21 protein-coding genes and 1 pseudogene are annotated in these 26,321 nt (G+C 74.1%); 5 read left to right on the forward strand and 17 right to left on the reverse strand.

The annotated features are described in order from the left end of the window. Window positions 1-5 precede the first annotated feature (5 nt). A complete protein-coding gene (locus SMD20_RS23055; RefSeq protein WP_329584420.1) occupies window positions 6-1,583 on the forward strand; it encodes a Coagulation factor 5/8 type domain-containing protein in 1,578 nt (525 codons plus the stop codon). Here SMD20_RS23055 and SMD20_RS23060 read toward each other — a convergent pair. The 10 genes from SMD20_RS23060 to SMD20_RS23105 all read right to left on the reverse strand — a co-directional run bounded on the left by SMD20_RS23060 (window position 1,580) and on the right by SMD20_RS23105 (window position 15,623). Continuing rightward, window positions 1,580-2,503, reverse strand: a complete 924-nt coding sequence (locus tag SMD20_RS23060) for an aminoglycoside phosphotransferase family protein (protein WP_329584422.1) — start codon at window positions 2,501-2,503, stop codon at window positions 1,580-1,582. The genes SMD20_RS23055 and SMD20_RS23060 overlap by 4 nt on opposite strands. Before the next feature lie 10 nt (window positions 2,504-2,513). Further along, on the reverse strand, window positions 2,514-3,506 hold the full coding sequence (locus SMD20_RS23065) for an IS481 family transposase (RefSeq protein WP_329584424.1): 993 nt from the start codon (window positions 3,504-3,506) through the stop codon (window positions 2,514-2,516). 113 nt (window positions 3,507-3,619) lie between these two features. Next, entirely contained in the window at window positions 3,620-4,132 is a 513-nt protein-coding gene (locus SMD20_RS23070) for a GNAT family N-acetyltransferase (protein WP_329584425.1), read from the reverse strand. Window positions 4,133-4,159: 27 nt separating this feature from the next. Continuing rightward, window positions 4,160-5,533: a diaminopimelate decarboxylase gene (locus SMD20_RS23075; protein WP_329584427.1), complete on the reverse strand. Its 1,374-nt coding sequence runs from the start codon at window positions 5,531-5,533 to the stop codon at window positions 4,160-4,162. 139 nt (window positions 5,534-5,672) lie between these two features. Next, window positions 5,673-7,457: a helix-turn-helix domain-containing protein gene (locus SMD20_RS23080; RefSeq protein ID WP_329584429.1), complete on the reverse strand. Its 1,785-nt coding sequence runs from the start codon at window positions 7,455-7,457 to the stop codon at window positions 5,673-5,675. Window positions 7,458-7,503: 46 nt separating this feature from the next. Next, window positions 7,504-7,971: a DoxX family protein gene (locus SMD20_RS23085; RefSeq protein WP_329584431.1), complete on the reverse strand. Its 468-nt coding sequence runs from the start codon at window positions 7,969-7,971 to the stop codon at window positions 7,504-7,506. Window positions 7,972-8,232: 261 nt separating this feature from the next. Beyond that, window positions 8,233-10,776: an HAD-IC family P-type ATPase gene (locus tag SMD20_RS23090; RefSeq protein ID WP_329584433.1), complete on the reverse strand. Its 2,544-nt coding sequence runs from the start codon at window positions 10,774-10,776 to the stop codon at window positions 8,233-8,235. Beyond that, window positions 10,760-11,104, reverse strand: coding sequence for an ArsR/SmtB family transcription factor (locus SMD20_RS23095; protein ID WP_329584435.1), 345 nt, complete (start codon window positions 11,102-11,104; stop codon window positions 10,760-10,762). The genes SMD20_RS23090 and SMD20_RS23095 overlap by 17 nt, the downstream gene beginning before the upstream one ends. Before the next feature lie 47 nt (window positions 11,105-11,151). Beyond that, entirely contained in the window at window positions 11,152-11,460 is a 309-nt protein-coding gene (locus SMD20_RS23100) for an STAS domain-containing protein (protein ID WP_329584437.1), read from the reverse strand. Next, window positions 11,457-15,623: a SpoIIE family protein phosphatase gene (locus tag SMD20_RS23105; RefSeq protein WP_329584439.1), complete on the reverse strand. Its 4,167-nt coding sequence runs from the start codon at window positions 15,621-15,623 to the stop codon at window positions 11,457-11,459. The genes SMD20_RS23100 and SMD20_RS23105 overlap by 4 nt, the downstream gene beginning before the upstream one ends. A gap of 131 nt (window positions 15,624-15,754) precedes the next feature. Between SMD20_RS23105 and SMD20_RS23110 the strand changes: the two genes are divergently transcribed. Next, a complete protein-coding gene (locus SMD20_RS23110; RefSeq protein ID WP_329584441.1) occupies window positions 15,755-16,111 on the forward strand; it encodes an STAS domain-containing protein in 357 nt (118 codons plus the stop codon). A gap of 5 nt (window positions 16,112-16,116) precedes the next feature. Here the strand turns inward: SMD20_RS23110 and SMD20_RS23115 are convergent, their stop codons facing one another. After that, complete coding sequence (locus SMD20_RS23115; protein WP_329584443.1) at window positions 16,117-17,088, reverse strand: helix-turn-helix transcriptional regulator; 972 nt, start codon at window positions 17,086-17,088, stop codon at window positions 16,117-16,119. Between the two features lie 154 nt (window positions 17,089-17,242). On the opposite strand from SMD20_RS23115, the gene SMD20_RS23120 reads away from it, so the two are divergent. Continuing rightward, entirely contained in the window at window positions 17,243-18,160 is a 918-nt protein-coding gene (locus tag SMD20_RS23120; protein ID WP_329584444.1) for a hypothetical protein, read from the forward strand. Between the two features lie 42 nt (window positions 18,161-18,202). Then, entirely contained in the window at window positions 18,203-19,192 is a 990-nt protein-coding gene (locus SMD20_RS23125; RefSeq protein ID WP_329584446.1) for a threo-3-hydroxy-L-aspartate ammonia-lyase, read from the forward strand. On the opposite strand, the gene SMD20_RS23130 is transcribed toward SMD20_RS23125, so the two are convergent. From SMD20_RS23130 to SMD20_RS23155, 6 genes and pseudogenes are all read right to left on the reverse strand, one after another. Continuing rightward, window positions 19,175-19,939 (reverse strand): methyltransferase domain-containing protein, encoded by a 765-nt coding sequence (locus SMD20_RS23130; RefSeq protein WP_329584448.1) that lies wholly within the window; start codon window positions 19,937-19,939, stop codon window positions 19,175-19,177. The genes SMD20_RS23125 and SMD20_RS23130 overlap by 18 nt on opposite strands. 34 nt (window positions 19,940-19,973) lie before the next feature. Beyond that, the gene (locus tag SMD20_RS23135) at window positions 19,974-22,154 is read right to left on the reverse strand and encodes an LLM class flavin-dependent oxidoreductase (RefSeq protein ID WP_329584450.1); all 2,181 of its coding nucleotides are present in this window, start codon (window positions 22,152-22,154) and stop codon (window positions 19,974-19,976) included. A gap of 12 nt (window positions 22,155-22,166) precedes the next feature. Next, window positions 22,167-23,057 (reverse strand): annotated as a pseudogene (locus SMD20_RS23140) (LLM class flavin-dependent oxidoreductase); the annotation flags it as partial. A 110-nt stretch (window positions 23,058-23,167) separates the two neighbouring features. Next, window positions 23,168-23,671 (reverse strand): MarR family winged helix-turn-helix transcriptional regulator, encoded by a 504-nt coding sequence (locus SMD20_RS23145; RefSeq protein WP_329584453.1) that lies wholly within the window; start codon window positions 23,669-23,671, stop codon window positions 23,168-23,170. Window positions 23,672-23,715: 44 nt separating this feature from the next. Beyond that, window positions 23,716-24,510: a MerR family transcriptional regulator gene (locus tag SMD20_RS23150; protein ID WP_329584455.1), complete on the reverse strand. Its 795-nt coding sequence runs from the start codon at window positions 24,508-24,510 to the stop codon at window positions 23,716-23,718. 28 nt (window positions 24,511-24,538) lie between these two features. Beyond that, window positions 24,539-25,096, reverse strand: a complete 558-nt coding sequence (locus SMD20_RS23155; protein WP_329584456.1) for an NADPH-dependent FMN reductase — start codon at window positions 25,094-25,096, stop codon at window positions 24,539-24,541. 126 nt (window positions 25,097-25,222) lie between these two features. On the opposite strand from SMD20_RS23155, the gene SMD20_RS23160 reads away from it, so the two are divergent. Next, the gene (locus SMD20_RS23160) at window positions 25,223-26,173 is read left to right on the forward strand and encodes an AraC family transcriptional regulator (RefSeq protein ID WP_442942495.1); all 951 of its coding nucleotides are present in this window, start codon (window positions 25,223-25,225) and stop codon (window positions 26,171-26,173) included. The last annotated feature ends 148 nt before the right edge of the window (window positions 26,174-26,321 follow it).

A 26,321-nucleotide genomic window follows, 5' to 3' on the forward strand; every position in this document is an offset into this window, starting at 1 on the left:
TCCCCGTGTTCCACCCGCTCAGGACGGCCGCGGCCGTCCTCCTCCTGGCCGGCGCGCTGGTCGCGCCGTCCTCCCCCGCTCCCGCCGCCGCCTCCGCCCCCGCTCCCGTGAGCGGCTTCGTCGACGGCCACAGCCACCTGTTCTCCTACGAGGCGTTCGGCGGCATGCTGATGTGCGGCAAGCCGTTCGATCCCGGCGGCATCGCGCGCGCCCTGGCCGACTGCCCCGACCACTACCCGGACGGCCGGCTCGCCTGGTACGAGAACTTCACCCGCACCGGCTCCCCCACCGGCACCCACGACCCCGTCGGCTGGCCCACCTTCCGCGACTGGCCGGCGCACGACTCGCTGACCCACCAGCAGGCGTACTACACCTGGGTCGAACGCGCCTGGCGCGGCGGGCTGCGGGTGCTGGTCAACCACCTGGTGGCCAACCGGCAGCTCTGCGCCATCTACCCGCTGAAGAAGTACTCCTGCGACGAGATGACCTCCATCAGGCTCCAGGCGCAGCGCGCCCGCGAGCTACAGGCCCACATCGACGCCGAGGCGGGCGGCCCCGGACGCGGCTGGTTCCGCATCGTCGCCGACCCCGCCGAGGCCAGGCAGGTGATCGGGGCCGGCAAACTGGCCGTCGTGCTCGGCGTCGAGACCTCCGAGCCGTTCGGCTGCCGCCAGATCCTCGGCATCCCGCAGTGCACCAAGGCCCAGATCGACCGGGGCCTGGACGAGATGCGGGCGCTCGGCGTGCGCACGATGTTCGTCTGCCACAAGTACGACAACGCGCTGTGCGGCGTACGCTTCGACTCCGGCACCCAGGGCGCGATCGTCAACGTCGGCAACCTGCTCGGCACCGGCTCGTTCTGGCAGGCCCGCACGTGCACCGGCCCCGAGCACGACAACACCATCGACCCGGCCGGCGTGCTCCCCGACCAGATCGTCCGGCTGCTCCCGCCCGGCGTGTCGCTGCCGCTCTATCCGCCGGCGCCGCACTGCAACACCCGCGGCCTGACCGCGCTCGGCGAGTACATGGTCCAGGGCATGATGAGGCGCGGCATGCTGATCGAGCTCGACCACATGAGCGTCAAGGCCGCCGGCCGTACGCTCGACCTGCTGGAGGCGGCCCGCTACCCCGGCGTCATCTCCTCGCACAGCTGGACCGACCCGAACTTCCTCCCCCGGATCTACGCCCTCGGCGGCATGGTCACCCAGTACGGCCACGACGCCACGGAGTTCGTCGCCGAGTGGCGGCGCACGGCGCCGCTGCGGCAGCGCTACCAGGTGCCGGGCTACGGCTACGGCCTCGACGTCAACGGCATGGGCCGGCTGCCCGGACCGCGCGCCGGCAACGCCGCGAACCCGGTGACGTACCCGTTCACCTCGTACGACGGGAGCGTGGTGCTGGACCGGCCGCGCACCGGCGAACGGGTCTGGGACGTCAACGTGGACGGGGTGGCCCACTACGGCCTGGTCCCCGACTGGATCGAGGACATGCGGCACCTCGCCGGCCAGGACCTGGTCCGCGACCTCGCGGGAGGCGCGGAGTCGTACCTGCGGACGTGGGAGGCCGCCGACGTGAGCTCCTAACGGCGGCCGAGCAGAGCGGCGGCGATGGCGACCTGGGCGGGTCCCAGCGTCGCCTTGCCGTCCTCGACGTCCCACAGGGCGTTCTGCAGCACGCGGCCGAGCGTCCAGCCGATCGCCCGGTCCCGGTCCAGGCCGAGGACCTCGGTCAGCAGGTCGAAGCGCCGGAGCACCGCGCGAGCCACGTCACCCGTCGCCTCCACCTCGTCCCATCGGTTGTCGAGCGCCGGCAGCAACTCGAACCCCGGGTCGCCGGCCAGCGGCTCGGGGTCGATGGCCAGCCAGGGCTCGCGCTCTCCGGCGAGAACGTTGTCGTAGTGCAGATCCCAGTGCAGCAGGCGGTCGCCGGGCTCACCCATCAGCTCGGCCACGGCGGACGCGCAGGTGCGCACCAGCCGCTGTTCCGCGGGGTCACGCAGTGCCCGCACCGCCTCCGGGACCTGGTCGAGCATGGCGGCGGCGATGTCGGACAGCCGCCGCAGACCCGGCGGGGCGGGCACCGCGGTCAGCCGTGCCATCAGCTCGGCCAGGATCCGCAGCGCCTTGGTGTCGTCGGCGATCGAGGACAGGGGCCTGGCCGCGTCCAGCCGCTCCAGCAGCTGCGTGGCGCTGCTCTCGTCATGGTCGAGCAGGCGCACGATCCCGTCGCCGTCCCACGCCCGCAGGCCGGCCGCGGTGCCGGCGGTCTCCTCCCGCAGCTGCTGCAGCTTCAGTACGGCGGGAGTCCCGTCGGACCGAAGCACGGGCAGGACCAGCGACGCCATGCCGTGGGCGGGCGGCCCGTCAGGCCGCAGCCCCCAGCGATCCAGGAACTCACCGCCCAGCCGGGGCAACTCGGCGAGCCACGCCCGCGCGTCGGCACCCTGCGTGCCGTAGGACGCGGCGAACGCCTCAGGAACATCAACGGAGATCGACTTGGCCACGGCTGCCAGCCTAGGTGTTCTGTCCCGACAGGTTGGTGACGCGACTGGCGGGTGGTTGACCTTTCAGCGCGGTGTGTCCGCGGTGATGGTTGTACAGGTGCAGCCATGGCGCAAGCGCGGCGCGACGTTCGGCTTCGGAGGCGTACGGGCGGGCGTAGGCCCACTCCTCGGCCAGGGTGCGGTGGAAGCGCTCGACCTTGCCGTTGGTCTGAGGCCGGTACGGGCGTGTGCGCTTGGGGCTGATGCCCAAGTGGGCGCAGGTCTCAGCCCACAGGCGTGAGCGGTAACAACTGCCGTTGTCGGTCAGGACGCGCTCGATGCACACGCCGGCGGTGGCGAACCAGGCGGTCGCCCGGCGCAGGAAGGCGCTGGCGGTGTCCTTGGTCTCGTCGGTCAGGATTTCGGTGTAGGCCAGCCGGGAGTGATCGTCGATGGCGGTGTGCAGGAAGGCATGTCCCAGACGGGGGTTGCCGTAGCCGTTTCGAGTGGTGATGGTCATGGCCTGGCGGTTTCGTCGTCCGGCCGGGCGGCCCAGGACGCGGTGGCCGCCACCGTCGGGGATGTTGCCGAGCTTTTTGATGTCGACGTGGATCAGCTCGCCGGGCCGCTGGCGTTCGTAGCGGCGGATGCGGGTGGCGGTGGCGCGGTCCAGGTGGGCCAGGGGTGGCATGTGGTAACGGACCAGAACGCGGTGCACGGTGGAGGCGGGCAGGCCGAGCCGGGCCGCGATCCGGGCGGGGCCCAGCCGGTGGGTGACCCGGAGCTTGCAGATGCGCCGTTCGGTGCGTTGCGCGGTGCGAGCTGGACTGTGCCGGGGGCGGCTGGAGCGATCGGCCAGGCCGGCCGAGCCGTGCCTGCGGTAGCGGCCGGCCCAGCGGGCTGCGGTGGTGTGCGAGACCTGGAAGCGTTCGGCGGCGCGGCGCAGGCTCCATCCGTCATCAACGATGCAACGCGCCAGGCGCAGGCGGCCGGTTTCGGTCAGCGGGGCATTACGGTGGGGCATGAGGGCCTCCGGCGGATGTGAATCTTGGTCGACTCACACCACGCCACGGGGCCCTCACCCATTTCAAGCTCATCTGGCCGTGTCGCTGTCACCAACGTCCGTGGTCAGTACACCTAGGTCAGCCGGCCGGCTCCAGGAGACCGCCGTCGGACCGCCGTCGAGAGCGTGACCTCGTGGGGCTCGAAGCCGCAGGCCTCGTAGAAGCGAAGGGCGCCGGTGTTGGCCGCGTACGCCGACACCGACGCCTCGTTCGCGCCGCGCTCCTGCGCCCAGGCCAGGAACCGCCCGACCAGCTCCGTGCCGACGCCTTTCCCGCGCAGTTCCTCCGCCACCCGCATGCTGACGAGCACGGCCACGACCGCGTCCGGGCGGAGTTCGTCGGGGGCCCGCAACTGGCCGGTGAGGTGTCCGGCCACCGGCCCGCCCGGTCCGCCCAGCCGGACCAGGAGCGCCAGGGTGTCCGGCCCGGTCACCATGCCGTCGTAGTAGGCGGACCCGTCGCGTTCCGGCCAGTCCACGTCCATGTGCGGGTCCCGCCGCCCGCCGTCCTCACGGAACAGCGCTGCCGCCGACCGGACGAGCGCCGGCACGTCCTCAGGGCGGGCGACCTCGATGAAAGCGTCCATGACCGCGAAGCTAGCGATCATGATTAATCATGTAAATGCGGGATCGGCCGGTTCCAGCAGGCCGCCCAGCGCGCCCGCGTACGCCAGGCCGCTGGTCGCCGCGATCTCGTCGAGGGTCTGCGCGGGCCGTACGGTGGCCAGGCGCACCTCACCGCCGTCCCCGACCGTGAAGCCGTGCACCCCCGGGTACGGCAGGCTGTTGTACGCCCACGGCGTCGAGAAGTAGTAGGCCCCGGTGTCGCGCAGCACGACGACGTCGCCCTCCGCCAGCTCCGGCAGCTCCCTGGCGTGCGCGACCACGTCCCCGGCGAAGCAGCACGGCCCGGCCACGTCCTGCGCCAGGAGCGGGCCGTCCTTCGGCAGCCCGTCGGCGTCGAACGCGGCCACCCGCAGCGGCCACGCCTCCGGCATGAACACCGTGCGGGTCGCGACCTGCGCGCCCGCGTGCGTGATCGCGATCCGCCGCCCGCCCGCGTCCTTCGTGTACTCGACCAGGGCGGCGATGAAGCCGTTCTTGGCCAGGAGGGAGCGGCCGAACTCGGTGACCAGCGCGTACCGGCCGTCGAGGATCCCGGGGACGGCGGCCTGGAGCGCGGCCACGTACTCGGCGAAGGTGGGGGTGGTCTCGTCGTCGGCGAAGTTCACCGGCAGGCCGCCGCCGATGTCGAGGCTGGTGATCCGGCGCTCGCCCAGGACGGCGTTGATCTCCTCGGCCAGCGCGTACGTCTCGGCGATGCCCGCCGCGATGAGCTCCAGCGGGCAGCCCTGGGAGCCGACGTGCGCGTGCAGGCGGGTCAGCCAGGGACGCTCGGCGAAGGCGCGCACCACGCGCTCGCGGTTGCCGGGGTCGCGCAGCGTCACCCCGAACTTGGACGTGGCCGTCGCCGTGCTCATCGCGCCGATCGAGCCGCCGCCCACCTGCGGGTTCACCCGCAGCCCGACGACCGACGCGGACCCGGGCCCGCGCAGCTCGTCGATGCGGCGCAGCTCGTCGAGGTTGTCGGCGTTGACCGCCACCCCGAGCGCCAGCGCCTCGGCCAGCTCCGCGCGCGTCTTGGCGGGCGAGTCGAGGACGATGTCGCCCGGCGCGAACCCGGCGTCGAGCGCGAGGCGCAGCTCGCCCGGGCTCGCGACCTCGCAGCCCATGCCCTGCTCGGCGAGCAGCCGCAGGACCGGGATCAGGGACGCGGCCTTGGCGGCGAACGTGTGCAGCACCCGGGGCGCGGGGGCGAACGCCTCGCGCAGGGTGGCGACCGAGTCGCGCACCCCCTCGACGTCGACGAAACCGGCCACCGGCTGGGCCGGGCCGACGGCGCCGGTCCTGACCGCGTGCCGGACGACGTCGGCCACCCGGTCGGCGGTGGTGCGGGAGGGGGAGAGCGTGAGGCTGCCGTGGATCACGGTACGGGGCTCCTGGGCGTACACGGGGGGTGCGTGGCTTTCGGATGGGAACGAAAACAGATTCGGGCATGCGGAGGTCGATCGTCTTCGTCCGGCAGGCCAAAGGTCACGGGCCGTTCTGTCCATCCGGCCAAAGGGATCAGCGCGGGCGGGTGGCCAGGCGGACCGCGAGGGTGAGCATGAGGCGGGTGTCCGGGTCGTCCAGGTCCACGCCGTACCGGTCGCGGACGCGGCGCAGCCGGTAGCGCAAGGTGTTGGGGTGCAGGACCAGCCGCTTGGCCGCGCGGCCGACGTCGCAGGAGGCGTCCAGGTACGCGGCGAGCGAGCGCACCAGCTCGCCGCCCGCCGCGAGGTCGGCCCGTACCAGGTCGTACACCGGGCCGCTGCCCCGCTCCCAGACCGGGCGGACCGCGTCCAGCACCCGCTGCACGTCCAGGGCCGCTCCCAGCTCGGCCGCCGACGCATGCCGCCGCGTCCCCCGCCCCTCCCCGGCCGCCCGCTCGCGCAGCACCCGGACGACCAGCTCGGCGTCGGCGCGGGAGTCGGCGGCGCGCAGCGGGGACGGCACGACCGGGCCCGCCCCCACCCACACCGGCCCCACGCCCTGGGCCGCGCCTCCCAGCGAGGCGGCCAGGGTGTCCAGCTCGCGGGCCAGGGCGAGCACGTCCCGCTCGGCGCCCCGACGTACCGGCACCAGCGCCATCACCCGCCCGCCGTCCCGCAACACCCGGATCCCGGCCCGGTAGGAGACGGCCTGCACGGCCAGCAGCCCCATCGTCCGCTCCACAACCGCCTCCCGCTGCCCAACCGCGACAACGGACGGCGCCGCCGACGGGGCAGCGGACCGATTGGCCGGCGGCGCAGCCGACGCCGGCGGGGCGGAGGGAGGGGTGGTGGAGGCGGGATGGCCGAGGTCGCCAGGGGCGTCCAGGTCGGCGATGACGACCGCGCAGGGCAGGTCCGGGGCGAGGCCGAGGGTCCAGGCGTGGGTGCTCATGTCCCCGCGCCCGGCCAGCAGCCCGCGCAGCGCGTGCTCCTCGCGCCGCCGCGCGCCGCTCTCCCGCAGCCGGTGCTGCACCAGGTACGGCACCGCCACCTCGGCCGCCCGGCGCAGCGCCCGCGCCGCGCCCTCGGTGAACGGGCGGCCGGCGTCCGCGGCGGCCCAGATGGAGCCGAGCATCTCCCGCCCGCTGCGGATGGCGATGATGAGCCGTTCCGGGCTGGAGCCGTCGGCGGGCCGGTGGATCACCTCGTCGGAGGACCACAACGTACGCAGCAGCCCGCTGCGCCGCAGCTCCTCCACCCGCCAGTCCGGCACCCGGCCGCCGAGGATGGTGGAGCGGCGCAGCTCGTCGGCCTCGGGCCCGATGGCGGAGTAGGCCAGCACCCGGAACGCGGTGTCCTCGATGGTGATCGACCCGCCGGTGAACTCGGCCACCGCCGACGCCAGCGCCGCCAGCCCGCCGCCGGCGGTGACGTCGGCCATCCGGTCCCCCCGCCCGGCCCCGGCGTAGGCGGCGGCCGAGCGCACCAGGGTGGCCACGTCGTCCCAGTCGGCCCACGCGGCGCGGGCGAGCAGCGCGACCCCTGCGCGCTCCGCGACCGCGACCACGGACACCCCGGCCCCCGCCGGCGCGTCTTCGGGGTCCGGGTCGTCGAGGCTGGGGTCGTCTCGCAGGACGACCGCGGCGGCCCCGCGCTCCGCGGCCTCGCGGACGAAGTCGTTCACCGACGGCAGCACCCCCACCGCCAGCACGATCCGCCCCTCGTACGAGCGGGCCGCCCCCTCCTCACCGATGATCATCCCGGTGATGGCCACGTCCTGCCCGGAGGGCGCGAGCAGCAGCCGCAGGATGCCGCCCTCGTCGAAGGCGAGCAGCTCGCGCAGGGTGAGTCCGGTGTCACGGGTGGCGCGGGCGGTCATGCGGGGGAGCATACGGAAGTGGCCTGACCTCGCGAGAACCCGGGGCTCACACCGCGGCGCGGGCGGGGACCAGGCGGGCGCCGAGGGCGCGGGCGCCGATCACCAGGGCCGCGGCGGCGAGGACGATGTCCTTGAAGATGTACTGCGCCTCCAGCGTGGGCGCACCGGGGAACAGGTCGGTGAAGAACAGCACGTACGGGGCGAAGAACCCGGCCAGCGCACCGGCCATCACCACCAGCCCGGTCTTCAGCAGCCGGCCCGTCACCAGCGTGAGGCCGATGAAGACCTCCAGCCCGGCGATCACGGCCTGCGCGGCGTACCCCGACAGCAGGCCCATGGACAGCCGCTCCAGCGTGGCCACCGACAGCGCCTCAGCCGGGCTCACCCCCGGGAAGAACTTGAGCGTCCCGAAGGCCACGAAGACCAGTCCGAGACTGATCCGCAGGATGTCGATGCTGTGCCGGCTCAGCCAGGCGGCCAGCTTGGAGACCATGCTTTCGATGGCGGCGGTCATATCGCGCTCCCTGTCGAAGAAGTCGTTTCCGTCGTGCTCAAGACTCCTGAATCGGGAGGCGCCGGACATCCGGCCTCGGGCGGCACTCGTGCTACGCCGCCGCGGGTACGGCGGGGTCAGGGTCTACCGCCCTGGGCCTCAGGGGCCCGCCCCTAGGGGACGGCGATCACCACGTCGGGCGCCCGGGGCGCGTACTCCGCAGGGCGTACGCGCTCAGAGGCCGAGGTCGTCCAGTTCCTTGTGGAGGGCGGAACGCAAGTATCACGGCTTGCGTCTCGTACGGACAGTCAGCGCCACCAGCACTCCGGCGTACAGCGCCAGCACCAGCAGCAGCCACAGCAGGCTTGTGACGGGCAGCGCGACCAGCCCCAGCGCCGGCGCGAGCGGCGAGAGCGGCAGCAGCAGGCCGGCCGCCGCGAGCGCGCCCGTGGCCAGGCCGAGCGGGCGCGACACCCGCGCGACGGGACGCAGGAGCAGCATGATGGCGGCCTGGGTGAGCACGTTCTCGACCAGCCAGCCGGTGTGGAAGGCCGACTCGTCCTGCGTGCCGTGCACGCGGGTCAGCACCGCGAACGTGACCAGGTCGACGCCCGCGTTCACCAGGCCGAACCCCGCGATGAAGCGGAGCACGGCCTGCCGCCGCAGCCGGAACGGGCGGCGCAGCACAGCCGGGCCGGGCCGCTCGAAGGCGAGGGCGAGCTGCGCGGCGTCGAAGCAGAGGTTCTGGGCGAGCACCTGGACCGGCAGCATCGGCAGGAACGGCAGCGCCAGCCCGGCGACCAGCATGGCGATCACGTTGCCCAGGTTCGAGGACAGGGCGATGCGCAGGTAGGTGACGATGTTGCCGCTGCTGCGCCGGCCCACGGCGACCGCCTGGCCGATGGCCGACAGGTCCTTGCCGGCCAGCACGATGTCGGCGGCCTCGCGGGTGACGTCCACGGCGGCGCGCGGGCAGATGCCGACGTCGGCGGCGCGCATGGCGGGCAGGTCGTTGACGCCGTCGCCGAGGAAGCCGACCGTGTGCCCGGCGGCGCGCAGCGCGCGTACCACGCGGGCCTTCTGCTCGGGCGTGCAGCGGGCGATCACCGTGGCCCGTTCGGCCCCGGCGGCGGTGAGGCCGGCCGCGTCGGCCACCTCGCCCGCCTCCAGGCCCAGCTCGCGGCAGATCCTGGCCGCCGTGCCCGGGTGGTCGCCGGTCAGGATCTTGACCTTGACGCCGCGGCGGGCCAGCACCGCGATCGCGGCCGCGGCGTCCGGGGAGGGCTCGTCGGCCAGGGTGACGAAGCCGACGAGGGTGAGGCCGCGCTCACCGGCCTCGTCCAGGCCGGCCGGGGCGGACGCGACCCCGCGGACCACGGCGTCCAGGCCCCCCTGAGCGGATGCCGCCCCGCGGGCAACGGCCAGCACGCGCGCGCCGGACCGCGCCAGGGCCGCGGCGGTGGCGTTCGCGCGCCGCCGCTCGCGCTCACCTATGGCGCACCGCTCCAGCACCGCCTCGACGGCGCCCTTGACCACCACGACGACGTCCTCGCCGTCGCGTACGAGCGCGCGGGACACCCGGGTCAGCGGATCGAACGGCACCGCGTCCAGGCCCTCGACCTCGCCCAGGTCGGGTGCGCCGGCGAGGATGGCCTCGTCGAGCGGGTCAGGGGCGGGCGGGTCGGCGAGGTGCAGCGTCACCAGGCCGTTGACGGCCGCCCAGCGCAGCGGCTCGGGGTCGGGCCGCCCGCCGGGTCCGACGGACCCGCTCAGCACCGGGCGGTCGCGGGTGAGCGTGCCGGTCTTGTCCATGCACAGGACGTCGATCGCGCCCACGTCGGGCAGCGCGGACAGCCGTTTGACGATCACGCCGCGCCGCGCCAGCAGCGCCGCCCCCCTGGCCAGCACGGTGGTCACCACGACGGGCAGCATCTCGGGCGTCAGCCCGACCGCCACGGCCACCGCGAACGGCAGCGCCTCCAGCCCTTTGCCGCGCAGCACCGCGTTGGCGACCAGGGCGACCGGCGGGATGACCAGCATGCCCCGGACCAGGACCCAGGAGAGCCCGTACACGGACCGGTCGAAATCCGACGTCCGCCGCGCGCCCCGGCGGCGGGAGATCCGCGATCCGGACCGCGCTCCGGGCGGGGGGCCGGCGTAGGCGCCGGCGAAGCGGGTGGCGGCTCCCGTGGCGGTCACCACGGCGAGCGCGCTGCCCGAGGCCACGCTGCTCCCCTGCCACAGCAGGTGCTCGTCGCCGTCCGGCAGGTCGAGCGCCCGCTTGGCCACCGGCGCCGACTCCCCGGTGAGCTGCGCCTGGTGCACGGTCAGGCCGTTGGCCCGCAGCAGCCGCGCGTCGGCGGGCACCAGGTCGCCGGGGCCCAGCTTGATCACGTCGCCGGGCACGAGCTGGTCGGCCGGGATCTCCCGTTCCTCCGGCTCGGCGTCCTTCGTCGCGCGCCGCCGTACGGTCGTGGTGGTGGCGACCAGCCTGCGCAGCGCGGCGGTCGAGCGGTCGGCGCGGTGCTCGCCGTTGGAGCGCAGCAGGCAGCTCACCGCGACCAGGAGGACGATGACGCCCGCCGTCGCCCAGGACGCGATGAGCGCGCTGACCAGCCCCAGCCCCAGCAGCACCAGCGTGAACGGGTCGCGCACGCTGCGGAGCAGCCGGCGCGGCAAGGTGGGGGGCTGCCGGGACGGGACGACGTTCTCGCCGTGGTCGAGCAGCCGGGCCTCGGCGTCGGTGGTCACGAGACCGCGCGGACCGGTCTCCAGCCGCCTCAGGACCCGGAGCGGGGTGTCGGCCGCCTCAGGCGCCCAGGCCACGGGCGCGCTCCCCGGGGCCCCGCCGCTCGGCGAGCCGGCCGACCAGGCCCTGCACCGTGGTCACGATGTCCTGGTCGTCGATGAGGTAGACCACCCTGCGGCCCTCGCGCCGCGACCGTACCAGGCCCGCCAGCTTGAGCTTGGCCAGGTGCTGGCTGACCGCGGGCAGCGCGCCGCCCACCCGTTCGGCCAGCCCGGTCACGTCGCACTCGCCCTGCGCCAGCGCCCACACGATGTGCAGCCGGGACGGCGACGACAGCAGCCCGAACACGGCCGCCGCCTGGTCGAGCACGTCGGCCGGCGGGTCAGGCCTCTCATTGGCTGCCATCTTCCCCCTTTTACTCCCGGCAATGATCAAGTCTAGGAGCACCGCCGCTACCGGCCGTCGTCGGTGAGGCCCTCGACGGTGGTGAGGTCGGCGAGCCCCGAGATCGTCAGTACGGGTTCGAGCAGCGGGTTGGCGACCAGCCGGATGCGTTCGACGTGGGAGAACAGCACGGTCAGGCCCGCGCTGTCCAGATATTCGACCGCGCTCAGGTCGACCAGCACCGTGCCGTCGCCGTCGGCGCCCGCCAGCGCCTCCTCCAGCGCGCCGGCGTTGCTCATGTCGATCTCGCCCACGCAGGCGAGGACCAGGGTGCCGTCCGGCCGCTGCGAGGCGACCACGGTGAGAGGTGCGGTCATCGGGAGATCCTCGTCTGCAGGTCGACAATGGTCCCGGCGGCGCCGGGCTGGATGGTGACCTCGTTCATCAGGGCGCGCATGAGCGCGACGCCCCGTCCGCGGTGCGGATTGGCCTCGGGTTCGGGGATCTTCCAGCGGCCCGTGTCGGTGACGGTGAGGTGCAGGCCGCTTCCGGTGGCGACCGCCCGCAGGCGGATCGTCCGGCCAGGCGTGTCGCGGTGCCCGTGCTCGATGGCGTTGGCGCACGCCTCGCCCGCTGCCACGAGCACGTTCTGCAGCTGCGCGGGGGCGAGCTGGCAGCGGCTCAGCCAGTCGCGGAGCGCCGCGCGTACGGGGGCGAGCTGGCTGGACTCGGCGGGGAAGGCGACCTCCAGCGGGGCGGGCTGGCGGTAGAGGAGCAGCGCGACGTCGTCGCTGAAGCCCCCGTCAGGGGTGAGACTGGCCATGACCTCGCTCGCGAGCGTCTCGATGGGGATGGCCCGCCCCGCCTGTACGGCCGCGCTGGCCTCGTCGATGCCGACCGTCAGCGGACGCCGGCGCCGCTCGACCAGCCCGTCTGTGTAGACGAGCAGCGTGGACCGGGGCGGCATGGTGCACCTCGCCTCCGGCCGCGCCTTGCCCGTCGGCACGGCGAGCGGGGCCGACCGGCCGCCCTGCAGGAGCTCGGTACTGCCGTCGGCGTGGGCGAGGATGCCGGGCGGGTGGCCGGCGCTGGAGTAGACGAGGTCGCCGGTGACGGTGTCGAGCACGCCGCAGAAGGCGGTGGTGCACTTGGCGCCGGGGATGAGCGCGGCGAACCGGTCGAGCGCGGTGAACACCTGCGCGGGCCCGGCGTCCTGGAGCAGCAGGGCCCGGCAGGCGCTGCGCAGCTGCCCCATGACGGCGGCGGCCTCCAGCCCGCGCCCCACGCAGTCGCCGACCACGATCCCGATGCGCGCTTCGGTCAGCGGCACGATGTCGTACCAGTCGCCGCCGACCTCCAGGGGACGGCCGGCCGGCTCGTAGCGGACGGCGAAGCCGTCGGGCAGCTCGGACGGGCCCAGGATGGCCCGCTGGAGCGCCACGGCCGCCTCGCGCTGCTGGTCGAGCTGATGCACCCGGTGCAGGCCCTGGCCGAGGTGACCGGCGAGCAGCGCCAGCAGGGTCTGGTCCTCGCCGGTGAAGGGCCGGTTCTGGCCCAGGTCCACCCAGACGGTGAGCAGGCCCTCGGGGTGCTCCAGGGTGATGCCGGCGCCGTCCGCGCCGGGCGCGACCGGGCGGAGTGGCGGCTGCTCGCGCAGCGCCGCCAGCTTCTCCCGCAGCTCCTCCGGCAGGTCCGGCCAGTCGCCGCCCGCGGGGGCGCGGACCAGGCCGCGCGGCCGGCCGTCGTTCCACACCGCGGCGAGCACCTGCCGGGCCCGCCACACCTCCTGCAACGCCTCCAGCCCGCCGGCCAGGGCGTCGGTCAGGCTGCCGGCCTGGGAGACGCGCATGCTGAGCGCGGCGAGCGCGCTCTCGCGCTGCACGAGGTAGTGCTCGGCGGTGACGTCGCGCACGGTGCCCACGACGCGGCGGCGGCCGGTGTCGGGGTCGGTGACCGCGTTGAAGGTGACCGTGATCCACACGTGGTGCCCGTCCCGGTGGGTGACGGGGACGACGACGCTGCCCCTGCCCTCGCGCATCATGCGCTCGAACGCCTCGGCGACCAGCGCGTGTGCCTGCGGATCCGCGCCCGCGTCCGGCCACCAGGGGTGCTCGGGGGTGTACGGCAGGTCCTCGGGCCCGTAGCCGAGGATGTCGGTGAAGGCCGAGTTGACCTCGATCACCGCGCCGGTCTCGTCGGTGACGAAGAACCCCTCCTGCAACGAGTCGATCATGGCGCTGCGCCACCGGGTGTGGTGGTTGCGCATCCGCGCCAGCTCCACGTTGGCCCGCGCCCGCGCCAGCAGCTCGGCGGCGGAGAACGGCTTGACCAGGTAGTCGTCGGCGCCCGCCTCCAGGCCCTCGATCGAGTCCTCCTGCCCGGCGCGGGCCGACAGCAGCAGCACCGGCACGCCGGTGGTGCGCGGGTCGGACCGCAGGGCCGAGACCAGGGCCAGGCCGTCGAGGCGCGGCATCATGACGTCGCTGACCACGAGGTCGGGCGCGTCCGCGCGGACGGCGTCCAGGGCCTCCATCCCGTCGCCGACGGCGGTGACCTGGTAGCCGGCGCCCCTGAGCAGCCGGACGAGGTATTCGCGCATGTCGCTGTTGTCGTCGGCGATCAGCACCCGGGGCGCCGGGCCGCCGTCCGGCGCGGCCACGCCGGCTCCGGCGGGGACCTCGGCCGCCGGCCGGCCGGCGCCGTCGTCCTCGGGGAGCCAGCGTAGGGCCTCCTGGACGTACGGGTCGGCGCCGGCCGTGACCGTCTCGGCCGCCCCTGGCGCGATGATGCTGTCGGGAGGCAGGTGCGCGACGCCGAAGGGCAGCCGGACGGTGAAAGTCGTGCCCTCGTCCTCGGTGCTCTCGGCGGCGACGGTGCCGCCGTGCAGGCCGACCAGCTCCTGCACCAGCGCCAGCCCGATGCCGCTGCCCTCGTGGGAGCGCGAGCGGGCGCTCTCGATCCGGTGGAACCGCTCGAACAGTCGCGGCAGCTCCTCGGCCGGGATGCCGATGCCGGTGTCGGTGACCGTCACCACCGCGTGCCCGTCGTGCTCGCGCACGCCGATGCCGACCGAGCCCTCGAAGGTGAACTTCAGCGCGTTGCTCAGCAGGTTGAGCACGACCTTCTCCCACATGCTCCGGTCGAGGTGGACCGGCGCGGCGAGCGGGGGGCAGTCGACCACGAACTCCAGCCCGGCCTTGTCGATCGCGGAGCGGAAGACGCTGGCCAGCTCGGCGGTGACGGCCGCGAGGTCCACCGGCTCGTAGCGGGCCTGCATGCGGCCGGCTTCGAGCCGGGAGAAGTCGAGCAGCGTGTTGACGAGCTTGCCGAGGCGCAGCCCGTTGCGGTGGATGACCTCGAGGTCCTGGCGGACCTGCGGGGCGGCGTCGGCGAGCGCGCCGCGCAGCTCCTGCACCGGTCCCATGATCAGGGTGAGCGGGGTGCGGAACTCGTGGCTGATGTTGGAGAAGAAGACGGTCTTCGCCCGGTCCAGCTCGGCCAGCTCCTCGGCCCGCCGCTGCTGGGCCTGGTAGCTGCGGGCGGAGGAGATGCCGGCCGCGACGTGGCCGGCGGCCAGCTCGACGAAGCCGCGGTAGCCGTCGTCCAGCGGCCGGTACCGGTTGAGCGCGGCCACCAGGAACCCGTACGGCGCGCCGCCCTGCTGGAGCAGCGGCACCACGAGCGCCTGCGTGGGCGGGTCGCTCCAGTGCCCGCTCGGCAGGCCGGTGAACGGCGCGCCGTCGAGCGCCACCAGCTGGGACTCGCCCCGGGCCGGCGCGGCGAGCGGCCACACGGGGCCGGGGTCGCCGGCGGGCAGGACGGCGGGGGCGGCCGGGTGCCCGGCCGGGATGCCGGTCGCCTCGGCCAGCCGTGCGCTGCCGTCGCCGTCGAACAGGTAGGTGATGGTGAAGGGGAGGTCCTGCGGGTTCTGCCCGAGCTGGCGGCAGGCGAAGGCCAGCATCTCCTTCTCGGTGCGCACCACGCTGGGGTCGGAGCCGAGGTCGCGCAGGGTCGCCATGCGCCGCTCGCCGATGACCCGGTCGGTCTCCTCGCTGACCACGCAGAGCATGCCGACCACCGCGCCGTCGTCGTCGCGCAGCGGGCTGTAGGAGAAGGTGTGGTAGGTCTCCTCGGGATAGCCGGCCCGCTCCAGGAACAGCAGCAGCGCCTCGTCCCAGGTGGCCCGGCCGGTGTCCAGCACGGTGTGGATGCGGGGGCCGATGTCGCCCCAGATCTCCGCCCACACCTCGCTGGCGGGGCGGCCGAGCGCCCACGGGTATTTCCTGCCGAGGGTGTCGCGGCGGTAGGCGGCGTTGCAGAAGAACGTGAGCTCCGGCCCCCACGCCATCCACATGGAGAAGCGGGACGACAGCAGGATGCTCACCGCGGTCTGGAGGCTCTGCGGCCACTCCTCCGGGGGGCCGAGCGGGGTGGCGCGCCAGTCCACCACGGCGAGGTCGCGGCCGATCTCGTCGTCCACGGTGAAGATCCCGGCACCAGCGGCCGGCACCGGGCCGCGCTCAGTGTCGTCGCGTGCCACACGAGACCCTTTCGTTCGTGGCCGGGCAGGTCAGACGCCCGCTCACCAGTACGTAGAATAGGGCAGATCACCCCATGGCTCGTGCCCCACTTCCCCAGGCGCGAGGACCCATCCCTCTCTCAGGAGCCTCGGTGCAGCAGGATCCCGGTCTGACCGTCACCTACCAACCGCATTCGGCTCGCATCCATGTGCTGGTCGTCGCCGGCGACCTCGACCACCACACCTCGCCACGGCTTCAGGCGGCTCTCGACCAGGTCGCGCTCGCGCCCGGTGACGGGCTGGTGATCGACCTGTCTGCGCTGCCGTTCTGCGACTCCACGGGCATCTCCGTGCTCGTGGTGGCGCACCAGCGGGCCCAGGACGCCGGGGCCCGGCTCGCGCTGGCCGGGCTGGAGCACGACATCGCCCACGTCTTCAAGATCATGGGCCTGGACCGGCTGCTCTCCTTCTACGACAGCCGCGACCTGGCCATCGCCGCGCTGCAGTAGCGCCGTCAGCTCGGGTCCGCCGGTCCGGCGCTCGCGGCGAGCAGCCGCTCCCCCAGGGTCCGCGCCGCCCGCACCAGATCCGGACATCTCACGATCCGGTACGCCACCGGCAGCCTGGCCAGCTCCTCGGCGTACCAGGCCGGGTTGTTCGTGCTGCCCACCAGGCGGGTGGTGCCGGCGTCGAGCGGTTCGGGGCGGCCCATGACGCGGGAGAGCCAGCGCGCCACCCGCTCGGCGGGGGCCTCGACGACGACCTCGACCTCGTGGTCCCAGCCGACGGCCAGGTGCTCCTCCAGGACGGCGGCCGGGTCGAGCCCGGCGGGCGGCTCGAAGGGGACGTCGAGGACGCACACGTCGCCGACCCGGTCGACCCGGTAGGCGCGGCGGGCGGCGGAGGTGTGGGACCAGCACAGCAGATACCAGCGGCCGTGGCGGACGACGACCGCCCACGGATCCACCTCGATCATCCGCTCGTTGCCCGCCTCGGAACGGTAGCCGAGCCGCGCCCGTCGGCGGGCCGAGCACGCCTGGACGAGGGCGGCCGTGATGCCCGGGTCCGGCCGGGCCGCTCCGCGGTCGGGCACGGGCGCCGTGGTCCGCCGGACCGCCTCGGCCTGGGCGGCCACCGGCTCGGGCAGCGCCCGCATGATCTTGCCGAGCGCGCTGCCGACCGGGTCGGACGGGTCGCCCGCGTCGTGGTGGCCGTCGAGCACCGCCATGACCAGGCCCAGGGCCTCGGCCGCGGTGAACGTCAGAGGCGGCAGCCGCAGCCCGCGCCCGAGCCGGTAGCCGCCGTACGGGCCGCGGACCGCCTCGACGGGGATGCCGGCCTCGCGCAGGATGCCGATGTAGCGGCGGGCGGCGCGCTCGGAGACGCCGAGCCTGTCGGCCAGCCGGTCGGCCGTGATGCCGGGGTGGCTCTGGAGCAGGTCGAGCGTCATCAGGGCCCGCGCCGTGGGGCTCGCGCCGGGCTCCATGGGGCCTCCGCTGCTGATCCGGAAGGGGAACGTCCGGAAGGGAACCTAACACGCGGTCTTCCATATGGCTGAAAATTCAATATTTCGGAACTTGTCCGCTGTAGCATCGGCGCGGCGTCGCGGACGTCCGCCCGATTCGAAAGGGACACCCCCCATGCATTCCCCCTCCACGAGCCTTCTCGGCGTGCCTCCGGAGCCGCCCACGCCCGACACCGCACCGGAGCAGCCGGAGCAGGAGGACGGCGGCGGTGTCCTCACCGTCCTGGAGCGCATCGGCGCCGTGGTGGTGCCGGTCGGCGTCGCGCTGTACGCCGTGCTGTACCTCGGCATCGAGCAGGTCTACTGGGTCTTCGGCATCAACCCGCAGCAGGCCGGCATCGACCAGTCCGTCCTGCTGGGCCGCCTCATGGGGACGCTCATCCTGCTCCTGCTGGCGCTCATCCCGGCCATCGGCGTCCTGGTCGGGCTCGGCTGGCTCATCGACAGGATCACGCGGGGCGCGGCGGGCCGGCTGCTCGGGCGGCTGCGCGAGCGCCCGTGGATCGTCGCCGCGCTGGCCGCGCTGTGGTCGGGGGCGACGTACTGGGGGCTGTTCAACCTGGTCGCCGACCTGACGCTGGGCCTCATGGTGGCCGTCGCGGTGGGGCTCGGCGTGCTCGCCTTCCTGGTGCCGTTCCGGCTGCTGCGCCGCAAGCCGGTGGGCCGCGCGGGGATGACGGTGCTGGTGGCCGCGCTGACCGGGCTCGGGCTGGGCTTCGTACTGATCCTCAGCCTGGTCAAGGGCGCGATCGAGGTGCAGGAGACCGGCCAGGCCAACGACCTGCTGGGCTACGTCGGCTTCCAGGACCAGTGGGCGGTGCTGCGTGACGCCGCCACCGACAAGCCGCTCTACGACGGCCGCTGGATGATGCTGCTCGGCGAGAAGGAGAACACCTACGTGTTCTACGACTGCGACAAGCAGGAGACCTTCCGCCGCTCGATGTCGACCACGAACCTCGGCAACCTGCAGCTCGACCCCGACCGCGAGCCGGGCTTCCGCTGCGGCACCCTCGCCGAGGAGACCACCGGCTGACCTCCCGCTATCGTGGGGTTCCCCTTCTGAGGAGCAGCACTGATGCCCGACGCACTCCCGGTCACCCTCGACGACGTCCGCGACGCCGCGGCCCGGCTCAAGGGCGTCGCGCACCGCACGCCCGTGCTGCGCTCCCGCACGCTCGACGCGCTGGCCGGGGCCGAGGTCTTCGTCAAGTGCGAGAACCTCCAGCGGGTCGGGGCGTTCAAGTTCCGCGGCGCGTACAACGCGATCTCGCGGCTGACGCCGGAGCAGCTCGCGCGGGGCATCGCCACCTACTCCTCGGGCAACCACGCCCAGGCCGTCGCCCTGGCCGCGCGCGAGCTGGGCAGCAGCGCGGTGATCGTCATGCCGGAGGACACCCCGCTGCTCAAGCGCGAGGCCACCGCCGGCTACGGCGCGGAGATCGTCACCTACGACCGCTACACCGGCGACCGGGTGGCGATCGGGGAGGCGCTGGCCGCCGAGCGCGGGCTGACGCTCATCCCGCCGTACGAGCACCCGCACGTCATCGCCGGTCAGGGCACCGCGACCCTGGAGCTGATCGAGGAGGCCGGCGAGCTGGACGCGCTGGTCGTCCCCATCGGCGGCGGCGGCCTGATCGCGGGCAGCGCGACGGCGGCCAAGGGGCTGCTGCCCGGCATCCGGGTGATCGGCGTGGAGCCCGAGGCGGGCGACGACACCAAGCGCTCGCTGGCCGCGGGCGAGCGCGTGTCGATCCCGATCCCGCGTACGATCGCCGACGGGATGGCGGCCGAGATCCCCGGCGAGCTGACGTTCTCCATCAACAAGCGACTGGTGGACGAGGTCGTCCTGGTCTCCGACGACGAGATCCGGCAGGCGATGCGGATGGCGTTCGAGCGGTTGAAGACGGTCGTCGAGCCGAGCGGCGCGACGCCGCTCGCCGCGCTGCTGGCGGGGCGGCTGGGTGGGCGGCTGGGCGGTGAGCCGCCGCGGCGCATCGGCGTGATCGCCTCCGGCGGCAACGTGGACGTCGGGCGCTTCGCGGAGCTCCTAGCGGCGCACCCCTGAGGCGACGAAGAGCGGCAGTGCCAGGAACAGCCGGCCCGTCTCCGCGCGCCGGCGCTGCTCGGCCACCCACGCCGCCTCCTGGTCGGCGTCGAGTGCCCCGGCCGTGCGGGCCGCCGCCGCGAGCCCGGCCAGCACCGGCAGCATCGCCGCGTCCGTGAACACCTCCGTACGCACCTCCGCGCGAACGTCCGCGAACCCGGCGTCGAGCAGCAGGTTGCGCTGCCGCCGGGCGGCCCGGGGCGCGGTCACCAGGTCGGCGCGGGCGTGCACCAGCCGCCGGGTGAGCGCCGGGTCGTCGGAGTCGATGACGAAGGTGTCCCAGTCCTGGCCGATCAGCACGGCCCGGCCGCCCGGCGCGAGCACCCGCCGCGCCTCCGCCAGCGCCCGCGCCGGCTCGGCCAGCTCGTGGAAGACCTTGTCGGCGCGGTATCCCGCCACCGAGCCGTCCGCCAGCGGCAGCGCGCAGGCGTCGCCGAGCCGGAAGTCGCCCTCCGGCCACCGGTGGCGGGCCACGGCGAGCATCTCCGCGCTGACGTCCACGCCGACCGGCCGCGCGCCGCGCCCGGCCAGCTCCGCCACCGCGCGCCCCGCGCCGCAGCCGACGTCCACCACGGCCGCCCCGGCCGGCAGCTCCAGCAGCTCGTACGACCGGGCGCGCAGCGCGGCGGCCCCGGGCCGGTCGTCCACCGCGTCCAGCCGCCGGACGAGCGCCTTCATCTGTTCCTTCTGTTCCTTCGTATCGGGCATGCGGTCCAGCCTGCGACCTCAGGTCGACCTGAGGTCAAGGCGTGATCGCGAAGTTGTCGCGGAAGACGTTGCCGGGGTCGTAGCGGCGCTTGAGCGCCCGCAGGCGGCTCAGGGCGGGCTCGGGGAAGGCGTCGTGGAGGCGTTCCGGACGGGTGTCGGTCTCGAAGTTGAGGTAGAGGCCGGAGAAGTGGGGGCGCATCGCGTCCCAGAGGCGGTCCAGCCCGGACCTGCTGGAGCCGAACGCGGCGAGGGAGAAGTTCGCCGAGCGGCCCGCGTACGCGGTGGCGTCCGAGGGCACGTCGGCGACCGCGCCGCCGGCCGCCCGGATGTGGAAGAAGTACGTCTGACCGCTCGCGACCAGGCGGGCGGCGGCCTCGGCCAGCTCGGGGGTGAGGTGGTCGGCGAGCGCGGAGCGGCTGACCGGCTCGCCCTGGCCGTGGTGCGGCCCCGGCGGCACGTTCATGAGCGCCGCGTACGGGAGGATCTGGATGCTGTGGTCGAGCAGCGGCGCGACGGCGGCGAGCGGGCGCAGGCGGGCCAGCACCGTTTCCGCGTCGTCGGCGTCCACCACGGCCATGACCTGGGCCATCGGCGGCTGCCCCGGCTGCGGGCGGCCGAGGATGAGCGAGCTGGTGAGGTCCCTCGGCGCGGCCTCGACCGCCGCTCCCCAGTCGCGCAGCAGCGCCGCCGGGTCCGAGGCGTCGAGGATCAACTGCGCGAAACCGACGTCGCCCACCTCGTCCACCTCGAACTCGAAGCTCGTCACGACGCCGAAGTTCGCCCCGGCGCCGCGCACGCCCCAGAACAGCTCGGCGTTCTCGGTGTCGTCGGCCCTGACCAGGCTGCCGTCCGCCAGCACCAGCTCGACGGCCCGCAGGTGGTCGATGGTCAGGCCGTGCTCGCGGGCCAGCCAGCCGATGCCGCCCGCCGTCGCCAGGCCGCCGACGCCGACCCCGCCGTGGTCGCCGGAGGTGAGCGCCCAGCCGTACGGGGCCAGCGCCTGCGCCACGTCGCTCCACCGGGCGCCAGGGCCGAGGCGGACCCGGCGGGTGGCCTTGTCCAGCACCTCGATCGTGTTCAGGCGGGAGACGTCGAGCACGATGCCGCCGTGGTTGGTCGAGCGGCCGCTGATGCCGTGCCCGCCGCTGCGGATCGCCAGCTTGACCGGCTGCGTACGGGCGAAGGCCAGCGCGTCGGCGACCTCGGCGGGCGTGCCGGGGCGCAGGACCAGGCCGGGCGAGCCGCCCCGCATGTACGTGGAGCGGACGCGGGCGTATCCCGCGTCGCCCGGCTCGACCCGTTCGAGGTGGGCGGGGACGGCGTCGTAGGCGATGCCGGGGTGGCGGCGGGACCGGAGGCCGAGACGGGCGATCCTGGCCTCGGCGATCCCGCGGGCCGCGCGCTTCCCCGCCACGCTCGCGCGCAGGGCCGGAGCGAGCCGCGCGGCGAAGTCGCGCAGGGCCGCCTCGGACGGGTCGTCGAGCACGAACGTGCCGACGCCGTGCTCCAGCGCCAGCGCCTCCATGAGCTCGGCAGCACCGGCGGGCAGGACCGCGACGCGCTCGATCTCCCGGGGATCCCGCCCCGCGGCCCGCGCCGCCTCGTCCACCGCCGCCTGCGCGGCGCCGACCCCGGCCAGGTCGTCCTGGAGCCGGAACAGTAAGCCGTCGGCCGTGGTCCCCGCCAGGCGCAGGGCGCCGGGCTCCGTGCCCGCGACCCAGATCGGGATGTTGCGGGCGGGCGCGGGACCGCGAAGGGCGCCCGCCACCTGGTAGTGCTCGCCGGCGAAGCGGAGCGGCGAGGGCTCGCCCTCCGCCCAGACGCCGCGGATGATCTCGATGGCCTCCTCCAGCGCGGCCGCCGCCCCCTTGGCCGGCAGCTCCTGGACGCCCTCGCGGGGGTCCCACCGTCCGGTGGGGCTCAGCCCCAGCTCAAGCCGGCCTCCGGCGAGCAGGTCGAGGCTCGCCGCCGCGCGGGCCAGCACGGCGGGCGGGCGCGCGGCCCCGTCCAGCGGCCCGGCGGCGATCCTGACGCGGGTGGTCCGCGCCGCGGCCCAGCTCATCGACGTCCACGCGTCCACGCCCTCGGATGCCTCGGCGAAGAGCACCAGGTCGAGCCCCAGCTCCTCGGCCAGCGCCGCCCGCGCCACGGCCTCCTCGGCCGGTCCGGCGGCGGCGACCCGCGTCCCGAAACGCAACGGCTGCCCGTAGTCCATCGCTCACCTGCCCGCGCGCTCGGCGGCCACGAGCCGGCGCGTCTCGGGCGCGACCTCCTGGCCGAACGTCCGCAACGTCACCGGGTCGTCGGCCATCACGATGTAGGTGCCGATCCCGTACCGCAGGGAGATGGCGGCGAGCTGCTCGGCCCACTGCCGTGGCGGTCCCGACAGCAGCCGGTCACTGGGCGGGCCGAACCGGCCGCCGATGTTGAGCAGGCGGCGCACCGCGCCGGGCTCCCGCCCCGCCGCCAGCGCCGCCTCGTCGATGATCGCGTTGCCCTCGTCGAGCTGGTCGAGGCTCTGCAGGTAGGACAGCGAAGGCAGCCATCCGTCCGCCTTCGTCCCGACGAGGCGGAGCATGCGCGGTTTGTAGGCCCCCAGCCAGATCCCGATGTCGTGCGCCGGAGCGGGCCCGCGCTTGGCCCCGTTGACCTGGTAGTACGTGCCGTCCACGCGGAACCGTCCGGTGTTGCCCGCGTCCCAGAAGCCGCGGATGACGTCGATCGCCTCGTCGAGCGCGTCCACGGCCTGCGCCGGGGTGAGCCGCCGCCCGCCCATGGCCTCGATCGCGTCCCAGAAGCCCCCCGCGCCCAGCCCCAGCTCGAACCGGCCCCCGCTGAGCAGGTCGAGGCTCGCCGCCGCGCGGGCGAGCACGGACGGCGGGCGCAGCGGCAGGTTCGTCACGTTGGCCGAGACGTGCACCCGCTCGGTGCGCGCGGCGACGTAGCTGAGCAGCGTCCAGGTGTCGAGGAAGCCCGGTTGGTACGGATGGTCCTGGAACGTCACGAGGTCCAGCCCCGCGTCCTCGGACTCCCGCGCCAGGTCGAGGACCTGCTCCGGCGCGGCGTTGGCGGGCGTGATGAACGACCCGAACGTCAGGTCGTGGCCGTAGTCAGGCATGTGATCCCCTCGGGATATGTGCGGCTCCACAAACCGTATGCGGTGGAGATGTGTTGTCAAACCGCACATCTCGGAGCAGTATTCCCCCGTGCCCGTTACAGGGGTTCACCTCACTGTCCGCGTTCGCCGCCCAGCAGCTCGTCCACGACGTCACAGGGGTCGGTGCCGGCGTCCACGTCGGCCACGCCGCACGCCACCCGCCGCAACAGGCCCCTGAACGCCTCCCGCTCCTCCGGCGACAGCGACCGCAGCACGTGGTCCTCGACCGCGCGCACCTGCCGCTCCAGGTCGCCCAGCACCGCGACGCCCCGGTCCGTGGCCACGATCTTGCGCTGCCGCCGGTCGGCCGGGTTGGGCCGCCGCTCCACGAGCCCCGCCTCGACCAGGTCGTCGATGAGGTACGTCATCACCGTCCTGTCGATGCCGAGATGGGCGGCCAGGGCGAGTTGGCTCGGCTGGTCGCCGTGGACGACGGTGGACAGCGTCTGGTAGCCGCGCGGACCGTGCGGAAGGTCCTTCAGCACCCGGCCCATCGAGCCGTGCAGGGCGCGCAGCAGCACGCCGAGGGACCAGCCGAAGTCGCGCTCGTCTGCCTTCTCCTCCTCGACGGTCATACTTCGCAATATACTGCTGGGCCGACCATCTGCCCGACCACTCTTCAGGCGTCCAGAGGAAGCATGAGGTGGGTGACGAGCCGGTCGGGCTCGGTGGTCGCCGGGTCGGAGACGTACACCTCGCGGACCGGCCCGCGCAGCGGATGCCCGCGCTCGGCACACCACGCCAGCACGGCGTGCGTGGTGAGCATGATCTGGTCGTACGGCCCGACGTGGGTCGCGCACGCGAACGTGCCGCCGGGCAGCCTCTCCAGGCCGACGCCGGCCCCCTCCCAAGGCCGGGCGGGGTCGTCGCGATCGACGACGAGCCCGGCCCGTACCTCGAAGGCGTCCTCCAGCTCGACCGGGAACAGCCCGACGAGCCGCGGCGGGCCGGTGTGAGGCAGCGCCCGCAGGAGGCGGGCGATCGCGGCCGAGGTGGCGCGGCCGATGTCGGCGGGCCCGGCCGCGCTCTCGCGCTCCACCGCCACCGTCCGGTCCGGCTCGGTGACGACGCGCACCGGCGTGGCGGGCAGCCCGTCGGCCATCACCCGCTCCAGCGTCGCCAGCGTCCGCCGCCGCCGGGCCAGCTCGGCCTCCAGCGTCTCGCGCACCCCGGCCAGGGCGTCGGCCGCGCCCCCCAGCACCTCGGCGATGACCGGCAGCGGCACGTCCAGCGAACGCAGCAGCCCGATGGACAACGCCTGCCGGGCCTGCGCCCGCCGGTAGTAGCGGTAGCCGGAGCCGGCGTCGACGTACGCCGGGGGCAGCAGCCCCAGCTCGTCGTAGTGCCGCAACTGCTTGACGCTCAACCGGCTGAGCCTGGCGAACTGCCCGATCGGCAGGAGATCTCCGTCCACGACTCAAGCATGGCCCCTCCCCGCGACCTCAGGCGCGCAGCGGCAGGAGGGCGCCGCCCCAGGCGAGGACCTGGTCGAGGACCATGCCGAGGCGGTCCTCGTGCATGGCGGCCGGACGGAAGTCCACGCCGTTCTCGAAGTCGGTCCAGTACGACAGCGTGACCTGCGCCGGCACGGTGGCGACGCCGAGCATGGCGAGCACGTGCCGCAGATGCTCCACCGCCCGCACCCCGCCGTCCACGCCGTAGCCGACGAAGCCGGCGGCCTTGTTGCCCCACTCGGCGTACAGGAAGTCGACGGCGGTCTTGAGCACGCCGGGGAAGGAGTGGTTGTACTCCGGCGTCACGAAGACGAACGCGTCGAAGGACGCGATCTTGTCCGCCCAGCGCCGGGTGTGCTCGTGCCGGTAGTCGCCCGAGGCCGCCGCCTGCGGCTCGTCCAGGTGGGGCAGCTCGAAGTCGGCCAGATCGACCACCTCGTACGTGGCGTCGCCACGCTTGACGGCCAGATCGTGCACCCAGCGGGCCACCGCCTCGCCGTTGCGGCCTGGACGGGTGCTGCCGAGGATGATGCCTACTCTGATCATGACAACGCGCCTTTCATTCAGTGGCTATGGGTGGTGCGCAAACCACCGTAGGCGGAATCCCTGAGCGGATGAATGCTCGAACGGCTCTACTTTTTGCGTCATCGTCTATGCGGTTAGACTTGCCGGGTGGACATGCTGAGTGATGTCGTCGCCCTCATGCGGATCGGGCGGCCGGTCTCGGCCCGCGTCACGTGGCGGGCCCCCTGGGGAGTGGCGATCCCGCCGGAGCCCGGATCCGCGGCGTTCCAGGTGGTTCTGCGCGGATCGTGCTGGCTGCTCCCGCCGAGCGGCGAGCCGATGGCGCTGAGCGTCGGCGACGTGGTGTTCCTGCCGCACGGCCACGGATACGGGCTCGCCGACAGCCTCGACACGCCGCTCACCGAGCAGGCCGGCGAGCCGTGCGAGGGGGGCGCGCTGTCCTCCTTGACGGCGTGCGGGGGCGCCGGCGCCGAGACCGTCACCGTCTACGGCTCCTACCGTACGATCCCGGCCCGCACCCACCCCATCTTCGGCGCGCTGCCCGAGGTGATCCACCTGCCGACGACGCTCGGCCGCCACCCCGAGCTCAGGGCGACCGTCGAGCTGCTCGGCAACGAGATCGCCACGCCCCGGCCGGGTGGCGGCACCGTGGTCACGTCCCTGCTCGACATGCTCCAGCTCCTCATCCTGCGCGCCTGGTTCGAGACGTCGCCCGGCGTGTGCGACCACAAGGGGTGGGCGCTGGCGCTGGCCGACCCGTCGATCAGCCGGGCGCTCGACGCCGTGCACAGCGATCCGGCGCACCGCTGGACGGTCGCCGAGCTGGCCGGCCGGGCGGGGCTCTCGCGGGCCGGGTTCGCGCGGCGGTTCACGGACCTGGTGGGGCAGCCGCCGCTGACGTACCTCACCTGGTGGCGGCTGGCCATGGCGGCCCGGCTGCTGCGCGAGGACCACGTGCCGGTGTCGGAGGTGGCGGCGCGGGTCGGCTACGGGTCGGAGTTCGCGTTCAACAACGCCTTCAAGCGGGAGTTCGGGATCGCGCCCGGCCGCTACCAGCGGCAGGCGTGCGCGGAGAACAAGGCAGCTTTGGAGGGGTAGCCGGGGCAAATGGTGATGAACTGCCCCACAATGGAGGGATGGCATACCCTCCTCAGCCTCCGCAGCCCCACCAGCAAGGACAGTGGGGCCCGCAGGCACAGGGACCTGGCCAACCGGAAGCCGGCCCCGCCCAGCCTCCCTACGGGCA

Origin of the sequence: Nonomuraea sp. LP-02 (assembly GCF_036289125.1) — a bacterium.
GTDB lineage: Bacteria > Actinomycetota > Actinomycetes > Streptosporangiales > Streptosporangiaceae > Nonomuraea > Nonomuraea bangladeshensis.